The organism is Prevotella sp. E13-27 (assembly GCF_023217965.1).
Lineage (GTDB): Bacteria > Bacteroidota > Bacteroidia > Bacteroidales > Bacteroidaceae > Prevotella.
The window spans coordinates 202,202-214,439 of the sequence record NZ_JALPSC010000002.1; the positions used below are offsets into that span (position 1 = coordinate 202,202).

Consider the following 12,238-nt stretch of genomic DNA (forward strand, 5'->3'; position numbering starts at 1 on the left):
TAATATGAGGTAACTATGGAAAAAATCTATGGCGCTAAAGGCGAACAGAACGGCCTCTATCGTATAGGCCGCTTCAAATGGGAGGTTATCTACGGCTTCGGCAAGGATAACGAGAATGATGAGACTGGCTATAACTATCGCCTGCAGTATTCATACAGGCCACGCCTGGAGAATATCAAGAAGGATATCATCGAGACAGTGAACGAGATCGTCAGGGACAGGATCCTGCAGGGAATGAGGTTCAGGGGACACCTGGTGTGGCTCAATGCTGAGAACCAGCGGAACTATGCAGATTGGTATGGCCTGGCGGTAATTAGCGACAGTAACCTGCCTGTCACGGTGAAGCTGGGACAGGATGAGGAACCGGTAGAGGTGACTTTCAACACTCTGGAAGAGATTACCGAGTTCTACGAGGCTGTAGCTAACCATATCCGTGAAACTGTGACCACTGGCTGGCAAATGAAGAAAAATATCAACTGGGAGGAATACGAGCATGAGAAAGATTAAGAGAATATTCGTTCACTGTACGGCTAGCTGGCAGAAAACGACTACGGAGGCCTCACTGAGGGCTGAGTTCAAAAAAAACGGATGGAAGAATCCTGGATACCATTATGTGATAATGCCTGATGGCAGCGTGATCAACATGCTCGATGAAAGCCTGGTGGCTAATGGAGTGAAAGGCTATAATGCTACCAGTGTTCATGTGGCATGGGTAGGAGGTATCGACAAGCAGCACCCTAACGGTATCGACAATAGGACACAGGAACAGAAACAGACGCTGATAGGGATACTGACGGTGCTGAGGAAAAGGTATCCGGATGCTCAGATCATGGGACATCGTGATATTTCGCCGGACAAGAACGGGAACGGTATCGTGGATCCATGGGAAAGGATCAAGGAATGTCCGTGCTTTGACGCAATGATCGAGTATGCTGATCTATAGGAAACTGTCAAAGGCATGAACGCCTTCTGAACGTACTTCATCGACTACATGGGCGTAGATAAGCGTCATGCGTAACGAGGAATGACCGAGAATATTCTGCAATGTCAGGATATCTCGGTTTTTCTGGTAAAAAAGGGTGGCAAAGGTATGGCGGCCAGCCTTGCAGCTTATAGGCTTGTCAATCTTGGCATCGGTACAGATGGATCTGATCTTCCTGTTTATGGTCTGGCTCTTCGCAAAACGCTCTATCAGGAGACCTTTTGACCGGCCTCCTTTATAATACTCTACAAGTTTCAATGCAGGAGCGGAAAGGGGTACACAGACATTCAGACGTGTCTTCCCGCGCGTATAGTGGATCTCGTTGTTACGGATGTCGTCAATCTTCAAGCGTAGGGCATCACCTATATGAAGGGAGGTGAAACACATGAAAAGGAAAAACCTGAGACATTGGAGATCCAGTCCGGAATATTGATTCGAGTTGTACAGGTCGATAAGGCGTTTAAGCTCTGGTTCTGTCAGGTAAATGATCTTGCTCTTCGGGTGGCGGATCTTGATGGACTTGAAAGGATTGTCCTGGATATAACCGGCACGATCGGCAGCGTTCACATACGTCTTAAGACATGAGATATTCTTCCATACGGTTGCTTCCTGATTACCGATCTTACGGAGCCAGGAGGCAAAGCCATGTATCATTTGTGGCGTGATCTCATGGAAGGCAAGACCGGCACGGTAGGAACGGAGCTTCGCTAGGACGGCAGAATGCTGACGGCAGGTATTCAGGGCTAGTGTACGGCTCTCGATCTTCTGTAGGGCTTCTATGAAGTCATAGAAATCTTTGTAGTCCCTGGGACTGTTGTACTGCCTGAAAAAACTTTCTTTCGTGAGTTTCTGATGCCTGAGCCTTGCAGTAACCAGAACATCACTTATACGTGCGCGCGTGTCTTCTATTATTAAATTACGGTCTTTAACGTCCTGACTACGGCCACGGATCTTCTCTGACTGAGGATCCCACTCTGAGGAACTGACACTGAGTTTGATGGGGACACGGACCTTTTCACGGCTGCAATAGAAAACAGCATATAAGGGTGACTTACCATTCTTACCTTCCTCTGGACGCTTGATGATTCGAATAACTGCCATATCTTGTGCCTATTTTGTGACGATTTTAACTTCCAAGAATTGCCTTGTGCCTACAAAAATTACAAAATCTTATTGAGAAGGCAAACAGGCGAAAATTCTCAGAACCCCCTAAAACAGGAAAATCCCGCTCGGTCCGAAGACTTTCGCGGGATTCATAATGAAAGGAGGAGTGGTACCTCCAGGAATCGAACCGGGGACACACGGATTTTCAGTCCGATGCTCTACCAACTGAGCTAAGGCACCATTATTTTCAATACAATCCTTTCGTTTGCGGGTGCAAAGGTACTAATAAAAAAATAATCAGCCAAATTTTTGACTGATTATTTTGTTTTACAATTAAAAATATGTTATGCTATTTGACATTATACGATATCTTTTTATCGTGTACTGTATTCTTGGTATGACGATGTCCAAATTCTTGTGACGGTGTTTGTACCGCATGTAACGTTCAAGTAGTTTGAATGGATGGGACTGCCTCCACCACGAGGGTAGATTACAAACCATCGGCTGTAGCTTGACATTAGATGACTCCAAAAATTGAAGTTGTATGAATAGCTGTACTCTCTGTCGCTTGGATGCCATGCATTCAGACTGGATAGATTCCATGCACTAATGGAAGAATCATGAACTACTTTTTCCATCCAGAAACTGCCATTTACGTCTTCATCGAATGTAACTTTGGCGTTGTACTGTGTATGTGTTTCCTGTTCGTTATTATCGTTTGTTACCGTCTCCGTCTTGTTGACCTTTACATTCTCTACTCGTGGGTTACTGATTGTAACTGATGGTGGGGTGTCATAGCGAATGGTATATTTGGCAGATTCTCCATAGAATAATTCTAATTCATTTGTTTTTTTGTTGCGTTTCTTTGCATACAATCCAATTGTGGCATCGAGTTCGGCAACAAAGTTATTATAGTCCTTCCTCATTGCAGCCTCACTGCTCCTCAAATAATATGTTGCATTCTGGGGAGTAGTGTTGATGCTATTGAATTTCCCGATTATATCAATATAACCATCAGCCAATACTCTGAATAGTCCCCATTCCTCGATGTCCTCTGTATTGTTAAGTTTTGCTTTAATACCGATGTACATGCGGTTTGGTTCTTGTGGATAGCTGTCATTTGTGACGTATTTTGCACCGTTACTAGTAACGCTCTGTAACAGGGCTGGACAGTAGCCCAGTGGAATGGCTGGCGTAGCACGCATGGTAACACCGGCTATTTTGACAATGGGATAGGCTGTCAGTTGCTGGGACTTTGGTATATTGCTGAATGTATATTCAAAAGTGCTGTTTGCCTTGTTGTGCTCACCAGTATAGTCTGCAGTCTGTATTATGTTGTCATCGGAGTCATAGAGTGCCATGCCGATGATAGGTGAAAACAGCGTATTGCGCTCTACATTTAGTGTCACCTTCATGTCTGTGAAAAGATCTTTCTGGCTACCTGGTTGGAACGTAGGTAGTAAATAATCCTTTCTGATGGACGTTTTAAAACGTTTGGGAGTAGTTGAACCTTTAGCATTCTTGCCAAGCAGGCTGAGTTTTGCAAAGGTGGAAACTTCGCTTGTACGGAATGTCTCTGCCTGTGTGTCTTTGATAGCATCGTAAATGCCCGTGTCAAACAAACTGATAGCGTCAAAACTAAATGTGGCTTCCTCCCTTACACCGAATACTGGTGTGATTCCGATGCCTGTTGACGAACCGTTCACCGATAGCATCACTTCAGGCACAAGCCCTACTTCCACAGCTCCCTCCAATGAAAGTGAGGCTAAGTTAAGTTCGGCATCGCTTGAATGTGTCGGTACAAGGCGTAAGCTTTCGTTCTCATAGACAATGGCAAGTCTGTCGGTACGCTCATAGCTGGCATTAAAGCCAAATCCTACCTTGCCCTCAGCTTCGGCATAGCCGTAGAGCGTTAACTGCGGCTCGAACCATAGTATCTTGCTCAATATGGGATTGGGGAACGATAATTTCCCTATTTTTACAGTGTGTCCTATCTGGCGTCGTCCTGTGCTCACCTCTTTTTCCACTTCTGCCTGAAAGGATAGTTCAGCTTCCGTGTTCATTCTGAACTCTAGTTTCAAATAGATGGGGTCTTTCCATGAAGTCTTGCGTATGGTTGCTTGTAGATGTGCATTGTTCTTTACAGAGGCACTAGCTTTCAACTTGCCCTTTTCCCATTCTCCTTCCAGTTTTTTGTCCCAAAGCTCTTTGTTGATGTTTGCTTCAGCGCGTCTAATTGCATTTGTGTTGTTTGGTATTGAAGTTTCATCACCATTGACTGTGCCATAGTAGAGTATTTGATCGAAAATTTCGTCCAGAGTAGCACCCTCGCACTCATACTGTATTCCGTTGCTGTTGGCAGTAATGGCTGTCACGCGTGCCATGATTCCATTGGCAAATGCTGTACATTCAGGCGTGGCGACTACTACATTGCCTTTTTGGGGGCGTAGGCTTTCTGGTGTTGATAGCAGCATGGTGAAGTGCAGCGTGTCAGCTTTCATTATATAAGGCAAATGCTCTTCAGTGAGCATGAAGACATCTTTGTTGATGATTGTTTCGAGAGCAGTAAATCCGACACTGTCCACAGCTTCGATGGGGATACGGTATACACTGTCTTGAGTCCAGATGAGTTGTGCTACGATGTGGTCGCAAAAGACACTATCTTGTCCGACAACTTTCACGTCGGTATAGGTTATGCTGTCAACGTCGTGGAAATGAAATGCATTGAAGTCGCCGTCATTGCGATAGATGAAAAATGCGTCTTGTTGTCCTTGGGCGACAACGTTCGTCACTGTGCTGAGCAAAGCAACAAACATAAGAATAAAATGCCTTGCTTTCATCGTTTCGCTATTTTGTGGGTGATACCATTTACAGTGACAAGATATACTCCTATGGGGAGACTACCCAAGTTGAAAGCGTATTCACCGTCGGTGGCTATCTGACGAATCAGAACAGGTGTGCTGTTAGCGGTGTGTAGTTCTACGATGCTTCCAGCATGGAGTTTTGGGAACATCAGTACATTACCGTCGAATTGAAAGTTGACTTCTTTTTTTGAACTGTCGGTGCTAATGTCGAATATACTGTTGACTTCCTGTATTTCATGGGTAAGACGTAGGATGTCGGAACGCTTGTATGATACTTGAAGCGTTGCCGTTGTTACCAATAGCTCAGTGTCGTTGAATTGCAGACGCGGTTTCTCAGCCAAGGCATAAGCCACTTTAGTACCGTCTTTTGCTTGAATAACAAGACACATCATTTGTTTTGCTGTAGATGGTATGGCCACCAAGCAAAGCAACGATAGAAAAATTAGGATTCTTCGTTTCATTGTCATAGGTTTTTATTGATTGTTTTATACAACAATATACTAATGGAGCGGCTCCGTATCAATGTCAATAATCTAAACCGCATTTGTAAAACAGACTGGGCAGACGCCCAGCCTGTTTATAGTGGATTCCAACCTTGAGCCTTTAACTCAAACTCATGATTATCACGACTTACAAGAATGTGACCGAACTTCTGTTCGGTGATATGTCCTATTAGATGTACATCTTCTAGCTGTTCAATTTTCTCATGATCGCCAATGGGAACTGTGAATACCAGCTCGTAGTCTTCGCCACCGTTGAGAGCACATGTCGTAACATTCATGTTCATCTCTTCAGCCATTACTGCAGTCTGGTAGTCAATGGGAAGGTTTTTCTCAAAGATGCGGCAACCAACTCCGGACTGTTTGCATATATGCATGAGCTCAGATGAGAGACCGTCGCTGATGTCCATCATTGCAGTGGGGTGAATGCCGACTTCGCGAAGTTTGCGGATAATGTCACCGCGTGCTTCTGTCTGCAGCTGTCGTTGCAACAAGTACTCCTTTCCTGAGAAGTCTGGCTGGGATAGAGTTGAGAGTTGAGAGTTGAGAGTTGAGAGTTTTGCACTATCACCGGCAGCGCTGGCTTCCTTCATTTTCTTTTGTAGGTCTTCCACCTGAGAATAATAAACGCTTTTCTCGCGTTCCAGGAGCTGTAGTCCCATGTAGGCAGCACCAAGATCTCCGCTGACGCAGATAAGATCTGTGTCGTGTGCTCCATTGCGATAGACGATATCTTCTTTACGAGCCTCACCTATGCACGTGATTGATATTGCCAAACCCGTATATGATGATGTTGTGTCACCACCAACGATATCCACATTCCACTTTTCACAAGCGAGACGTACACCTTCATAGAAAAGCTCAATGTCCTCCACTTTGAAACGTTTACTAATGGCGAGTGATATGGTTATCTGACGTGGCGTGCCATTCATGGCAAAGATATCACTAATGTTGACCATTGCCGACTTATAACCGAGATGCTTCAGGTCTATGTAGGTGAGGTCGAAATGTACACCCTCCATTAGCATATCGGTGGTGACGAGTACTTCTGTATCAGGATAGCTGAGTACGGCGCAGTCATCGCCTACGCCGTACTTCGTTGATTCGTTTTTCTTTTCTAAGTCTTTTGTTAGTCTGTCAATCAGACCAAATTCTCCTAATTCTTTTATTTCCATTATTATATTAAAGAGGTGAGGGGACAAAATCTACTTTTTCCAGTTCTCTGTTGGGTGACTGGTGTCAAACTTTTCTTTTTTGTCGCTATTTACTTTTTCAGAGCGGATAATCATCTCGCGCATGATTTCTGTCATGATGGGTTGTGCCTTGTCAGCAGATTCCTGTACCTCTTCGTGGCTTACCTCGACAGGATTGTCGAAGCCACCAAGATCTGTTACAACAGAAATGCCGAATGTGCGAATGCCGCAATGGTGTGCAACGATTACCTCAGGAACTGTTGACATGCCTACTGTGTCGCCTCCGAGAGTGCGATACATGCGGTATTCGGCAGGAGTCTCAAAGGTAGGTCCCTGTACACCCATATATACACCGTATTGCAGGCGAATCTTCTTTTCGCGTGCAATCTGACTTGCTAACTTGATGAGTGATGTGTCGTAGGTCTCGTGCATGTCAGGAAAACGTGGACCTGTTGGGAAGTTCTTTCCGCGCAGAGGATGCTCTGGGAAGAAGTTGATGTGATCGGTGATAACCATTAGGTCACCAATCTTAAAGCCAGGGTTCATGCCACCGGCAGCATTGCTGACAAAGAGTGTCTTGATGCCCAGCTCATACATTACTCGAACAGGAAATGTCACTTCCTTCATTGAGTAACCCTCATAGTAGTGGAAGCGTCCTTTCATGGCCATTATGTCTATACCGCCTAACTTTCCAAAGATGAGCATTCCGCTATGACCTTCAACTGTAGATACAGGGAAGTTCGGAATTTCTGCATATGGAATTTCTAATTTGTCGGTTATCTCAGAAGCTAATTGTCCGAGACCCGTTCCCAGAATTATGGCTGTCTTTGGATTTGTCGTCATCCTTTGTTTTAGCCAGGATGCTGTTTCTTGAATTTTTTCGTACATAGCTGATAATCTTTTCGTTAAACACTTCTTCTTGCTCCAGCAAGAACTTTATTTTCACAGGTAAAGAGTATATGTTGTCTTTTATCTCTTTGCTCAATCCCTTGGTATCGTTTATTCTGACAGCATCTTTTTCCGTCGTTATAACAATCTTTGGGGATGGCATGTTTGCAAAAGTTTCATTGATGAGCTGAACGTCATCGTCATTGAACTCATGATGATCAGGGAACCTGAGTGGCGTTAAGTTTTTAACGTATGGCTTCAGGTCTTCCCTCAATTGCCGTGGTGATGCTATTCCTGTCAGCAGTAAGACGTGTTCGTCGCTGCCAATGCTGTTAAGTTCGCGTGTGCTACCATTATATAAGTGCTTAAGGTCATCGTATGCAAGCTTTGTGAAAAAGAGGTCCTGATAGGGGAAAAGGTCCATTGCTTTCGTTACCACTCTGAACTCCATAGGGCGCAGAGCGTCAGGACACTTTGTGATGATGACTATGTCTGCACGGTTCTTGCCGCTCAGTGGTTCGCGTAGACGACCGGCAGGCAATAGCTTGTCATAGATGATGAGACGATGATAGTCAACGAGTAGGATGTTTATGCCAGGCTTTACATAACGGTGCTGAAAGGCATCGTCGAGAAGAATGACATCTATCTTCTTATCGCTATCCATGAGTGTCTCAATACCATGAACCCTTTTCGCATCAACAGCAACTGTCACTTTGGGGAACTTTTGCTTCATTTGGAAAGGCTCGTCACCAATATCGGTCATGATGGTGTTCGCATCAGCAACAATATAGCCTTTTGTTCTACGTTTATAGCCACGACTGAGCACTGCCACATTAAATCTATCTTTCAGAAGACGTATGAGGTATTCCACATGAGGCGTTTTTCCTGTTCCTCCAACAGTAATGTTGCCTACTGAGATGACAGGTATGTCGAAGGCGCGACTTTTGAGAACTCCCACATCGAAAAGAAAGTTCCTAAAGCCTATAATACATCCATAGAGCCAGCTTAATGGCTTTAGCCATTCGTTGATCTTGATGAAATCGCCTTCCATTTTAGTTGCCTATTTCGAGTCGTTGTTATGATGAGGTAACAATACTATAGTTTATCGAATGGTTGTCGTAAATGGCAATCTTGCCTGCAGACGGTTGCGCTGTTGGTCGAGACGCATCTCCATGATTGGCTCGTAGAAGTCGCCAAGGATTGTGCGCAACTGGCTGTCAAGATAAGAGCCTTTTTCGTCTTTCTTGAAGAGGTTGTCCATCCAGTCTTCCTGACCAGGATAAGCAGTGGTGTAGTATTTCTCACTCTTTGCGAGTTCAGCAGCCTTCTTGATAGCGTCATCGAGTGAACCAAGCTGATCAACAAGCTTTATGTTGATGGCATCAGATGCCAGCCATACGCGACCTTGAGCAATAGTATGAACCTCATCGCGGCTCATCTTGCGTCCCTGTGCAACAATGCTGAGGAATTTTTCGTAGCCACGGTCCACATAATGTTGCATGTGGAGTAGCTCAGCCTCATTTTCCTTGCTGAAAACGAGATTGTCCTCATAGTCTGTGAAGCGGTTAGTCTTCACACCGTCGAAGGTTATTCCTAACTTGTCTGTTGCAAGTCCTGTGAGATTTGGAATAAGACCGAATATACCTATAGAGCCTGTAAGTGTGGTTGGCTCAGCTACGATGTAGTTAGCACCAGCACTAATCATGTAGCCACCAGAAGCAGCCAAACCGCCCATAGATACCACCACTGGCTTCTTCGCTTTAAGGAGTTCTATTGCATGCCATATCTGTTCAGATGCAATTGCACTTCCGCCAGGAGAATTGACTCTTAAAACAACTGCCTTGATGTCGTCATCGTCAGCAAGTTCTGCAATATCTTCAACGGTCTTGTTGCCAACGATAGAATGGCTTGGGAAAAGTCCGCCGGCATTAGAGTCTATTATTTCGCCGTAAGCATAATAGATGGCAATCTCATCACCTTTCTCTTTCTTTTTCGCATCAACGCCAGCCATGTCTGAAAGCAGCAACTGGTTAATATCGTCATCATCGTCAATACCAAGTTTAGCTTTCACTACAGTCTTTATTTCTTCTGGATACATGAGCTTGTCCACAAGGTGAGCCTTAATGTAGTCATTTGCATCAGCAAAGGCGATTATGCTGTCGCTGGCAAGCTGGTTTAGTTGCTCAGTGCTAACCTTACGACTGTCTGCTATGTCTTTCAGCATGTGTTTCCACACGCCCTGAAGGTAAGCTGTTCGCTGCTCGCGGTCATCGTCGCTCATGTCCTTACGTGTCACGCTCTCAATGGCACTCTTGTATTTTCCTACACGTGTTGCCTGCATTTTAATGCCAAGCTTTTCATATAGACCAGTCATATACTGACTTTTACCTCCAAGACCCTTGAAGTCAATCATGCCAGTAGTGTTGAGGAATACAGAGTCAGCTACAGATGCTACATAATAGCTCATTTGCATGTATTGGTCGGCATATGCAATAATCCATTTGCCACTCTTCTTGAACTCTACCAAGGCGTCACGAAGCTGCTGTGCTGACGCAGGAGCATCGAACGACAAGAGACCTCCTTCAAGATAGATACCTTTAATATCTTCATTGTCTTTTGCCTTGTTTATAGCGCAGATAAGTTCGTCAAGTCCCATCTGCTCTGTGTTATCGTTTCCTAATAATGAGGAGAAAGGATTGTTATCCTCTGAACGTTCCTGCAGAATGCCACTCAGTTTGATAACGAATACCGAGTTGTCTTTAACTTGAGTAGAAGCAGATTCACTAGCAATCATACCTACAATGGAAATCATAAACATGATTCCTGAAATCACCGATAGAAGAACGATACCACAGATTGTGGCAAGCGTGTATTTGAAAAATTCTTTCATGGGTTAATAATAATTGTGTTATTTCGTGGCAAAGTTAATATAAATATGTAATAAAAGCAAGAAAACAATCTATTTTATTGTGTTTTTTTACACTATACAACGAAAGAACAACAAAAGGAGCCGAACTTCTCAGCCCAGCTCATTTCTTTTTACCATAAAAAATTACTAACTAAAACTATTTCATTAAAACGCTTTCCATGTTACGTCATTGAACAATTCAAATTGAGTTATTTGTGAAAATGTGATGCAAAGGTAGGACGTTAGCTAAAGAAAAAGATTATAATGGTGTACATTTTGTTGTAAAATCGTACGGATTATGTCTTTTTTGAGATTTTTTTTCTACTTTTGTAGGCTGAAAACCTTGACGTCTTTCTTTCAAAGACGATAATGCTAATCGTAAACGAATATATAAATTTTGAATAAAACTAATGAACAAACGAATCATTTTGGGAGTCTTGGTAGCTATGATTGCTATTGTGACATTTGCTAAAGGAAAGAAAGTGCAACCTGAACTATGGCCAGATGGAACACCTATACCAGCATGGTTTAGTGATACCTCTCGTGTAGATGTATCTACTCTTGGCAAGAAATATGTAGTTACTAACTACGGAGTAAAGAATTATTCTGAGCAGGTGCAGACAGAAAAGCTACAGGCTGTTATTGACCTGGCTGCAAGTCAGGGTGGGGGAGTAATTGTCATCCCTCGCGGCTTTGTGGTAAGTGGCTCACTGTTCTTTAAAAAAGGTACACATCTTTTAATAGAAGAGAATGGCGAGTTGAGAGGTTCTGACCGTATACGTGATTTTAAGCTTGTTAAGACTCGTATGGAAGGACAGACGTTGAATTATTTTGCAGCATTGGTCAATGCAGATGATAATGATGGATTCACCATTACAGGTCCTGGCACCATAAATGGAAACGGACAGGCATATTGGGAGGAATTCTGGATTCGTAGGCAGTATAATAAAAACTGTACCAATCTCGAAGCAATGCGTCCTCGCAACGTGTATATCTCTAATAGTAAGAATGTCACCGTTCAGGATGTGCGTATAATAAACTCTCCTTTCTGGACAAACCATCTCTATAAGTGTGAGAACGTGCGCTATCTTGGTTGCTACATCTTCGCTCCTTTTGACAATGTGACACCTGTTGATCCGAAAAGAGGCGCTCCTTCGAGTGATGCAATTGATATTGATGTATGTAAGAATGTGCTAATTAGTGGTTGCTACATGAGTGTCAATGATGATGCTGTAGTACTGAAAGGAGGAAAAGGAACATGGGCTGATAAGGATCCAAACAATGGCCCATGTGAGAATATCATCGTGACAGACTGTACATATGGCAAAGTTCATGGATGTATGACCCTCGGATCGGAATCGCTTCATGACAAAAACGTTATCATGCGACGCTGTACAGTTAAGGATGCCACTCGTGTGTTGTGGCTGAAGATGCGTCCTGACACTCCCCAGCATTATGAGTATGTGAGGGTTGAGAATTTTAAGGGTAATTGTGGCTCGTTCCTCGTCGTGCGTCCATGGACTCAGTTCTTTAAGCCTGAAAATCGTGAAGATATGCCTTTGTCGCAATGTAACAACATTTATTTCCGTAACATCAATATGGACTGCAAAAATTTCTTTGATGTAGGCACTTCTGATAAGTATCGTCTGAAAGATTTTACTTTTGAGAATATCAATGTTACAGATCAAAAGAAAGCATTCAATCCTGAGATAATTGAAAACTGTACAGTCAAGAATGTTCAGATAAAATAGTAAAAATGTCATTCTGTTGAACGCTTTTACAAGAAAACGGACGATTAG

At 43.6% G+C, this 12,238-nt stretch carries 10 protein-coding genes and 1 tRNA gene; 3 read left to right on the forward strand and 8 right to left on the reverse strand.

The features are described 5' to 3' along the window. Window positions 1-15 precede the first annotated feature (15 nt). The gene (locus tag M1L52_RS09765) at window positions 16-507 is read left to right on the forward strand and encodes a hypothetical protein (protein WP_248614782.1); all 492 of its coding nucleotides are present in this window, start codon (window positions 16-18) and stop codon (window positions 505-507) included. Further along, entirely contained in the window at window positions 494-943 is a 450-nt protein-coding gene (locus M1L52_RS09770) for an N-acetylmuramoyl-L-alanine amidase (RefSeq protein ID WP_248614783.1), read from the forward strand. The genes M1L52_RS09765 and M1L52_RS09770 overlap by 14 nt, the downstream gene beginning before the upstream one ends. On the opposite strand, the gene M1L52_RS09775 is transcribed toward M1L52_RS09770, so the two are convergent. The 8 genes from M1L52_RS09775 to sppA form a co-directional block, all read right to left on the reverse strand. Next, the gene (locus M1L52_RS09775) at window positions 938-2,083 is read right to left on the reverse strand and encodes a site-specific integrase (protein WP_248614784.1); all 1,146 of its coding nucleotides are present in this window, start codon (window positions 2,081-2,083) and stop codon (window positions 938-940) included. The genes M1L52_RS09770 and M1L52_RS09775 overlap by 6 nt on opposite strands. 170 nt (window positions 2,084-2,253) lie before the next feature. Further along, window positions 2,254-2,326: transfer RNA gene (locus tag M1L52_RS09780), tRNA-Phe, on the reverse strand. A gap of 134 nt (window positions 2,327-2,460) precedes the next feature. Continuing rightward, a complete protein-coding gene (locus M1L52_RS09785) occupies window positions 2,461-4,926 on the reverse strand; it encodes a hypothetical protein (RefSeq protein ID WP_248614785.1) in 2,466 nt (821 codons plus the stop codon). Further along, window positions 4,923-5,411: a hypothetical protein gene (locus tag M1L52_RS09790; protein ID WP_248614786.1), complete on the reverse strand. Its 489-nt coding sequence runs from the start codon at window positions 5,409-5,411 to the stop codon at window positions 4,923-4,925. The genes M1L52_RS09785 and M1L52_RS09790 overlap by 4 nt, the downstream gene beginning before the upstream one ends. A gap of 116 nt (window positions 5,412-5,527) precedes the next feature. Beyond that, window positions 5,528-6,625 carry a thiamine-phosphate kinase gene (gene thiL, locus M1L52_RS09795; RefSeq protein ID WP_248614787.1) on the reverse strand — a complete coding sequence of 366 codons (1,098 nt, stop codon included), beginning with the start codon at window positions 6,623-6,625 and terminating at the stop codon, window positions 5,528-5,530. Window positions 6,626-6,655: 30 nt separating this feature from the next. Continuing rightward, the gene (locus tag M1L52_RS09800; protein ID WP_248614788.1) at window positions 6,656-7,531 is read right to left on the reverse strand and encodes a purine-nucleoside phosphorylase; all 876 of its coding nucleotides are present in this window, start codon (window positions 7,529-7,531) and stop codon (window positions 6,656-6,658) included. Beyond that, entirely contained in the window at window positions 7,425-8,582 is a 1,158-nt protein-coding gene (gene lpxK, locus M1L52_RS09805) for a tetraacyldisaccharide 4'-kinase (protein WP_248614789.1), read from the reverse strand. The genes M1L52_RS09800 and lpxK overlap by 107 nt, the downstream gene beginning before the upstream one ends. Before the next feature lie 51 nt (window positions 8,583-8,633). Beyond that, entirely contained in the window at window positions 8,634-10,421 is a 1,788-nt protein-coding gene (gene sppA, locus M1L52_RS09810; RefSeq protein WP_248614790.1) for a signal peptide peptidase SppA, read from the reverse strand. 428 nt (window positions 10,422-10,849) lie between these two features. On the opposite strand from sppA, the gene M1L52_RS09815 reads away from it, so the two are divergent. Next, window positions 10,850-12,190, forward strand: coding sequence for a glycoside hydrolase family 28 protein (locus M1L52_RS09815; RefSeq protein ID WP_248614791.1), 1,341 nt, complete (start codon window positions 10,850-10,852; stop codon window positions 12,188-12,190). Window positions 12,191-12,238: the final 48 nt, after the last annotated feature.

Coding starts and splice junctions, on each gene's coding strand:
- M1L52_RS09765 (WP_248614782.1), top strand. CDS start 16: ATGGAAAAAATCTATGGCGCTAAAGGCGAACAGAACGGCCTCTATCGT.
- M1L52_RS09770 (WP_248614783.1), top strand. CDS start 494: ATGAGAAAGATTAAGAGAATATTCGTTCACTGTACGGCTAGCTGGCAG.
- M1L52_RS09775 (WP_248614784.1), bottom strand. CDS start 2,083: ATGGCAGTTATTCGAATCATCAAGCGTCCAGAGGAAGGTAAGAATGGT.
- M1L52_RS09785 (WP_248614785.1), bottom strand. CDS start 4,926: ATGAAAGCAAGGCATTTTATTCTTATGTTTGTTGCTTTGCTCAGCACA.
- M1L52_RS09790 (WP_248614786.1), bottom strand. CDS start 5,411: ATGAAACGAAGAATCCTAATTTTTCTATCGTTGCTTTGCTTGGTGGCC.
- thiL (WP_248614787.1), bottom strand. CDS start 6,625: ATGGAAATAAAAGAATTAGGAGAATTTGGTCTGATTGACAGACTAACA.
- M1L52_RS09800 (WP_248614788.1), bottom strand. CDS start 7,531: ATGTACGAAAAAATTCAAGAAACAGCATCCTGGCTAAAACAAAGGATG.
- lpxK (WP_248614789.1), bottom strand. CDS start 8,582: ATGGAAGGCGATTTCATCAAGATCAACGAATGGCTAAAGCCATTAAGC.
- sppA (WP_248614790.1), bottom strand. CDS start 10,421: ATGAAAGAATTTTTCAAATACACGCTTGCCACAATCTGTGGTATCGTT.
- M1L52_RS09815 (WP_248614791.1), top strand. CDS start 10,850: ATGAACAAACGAATCATTTTGGGAGTCTTGGTAGCTATGATTGCTATT.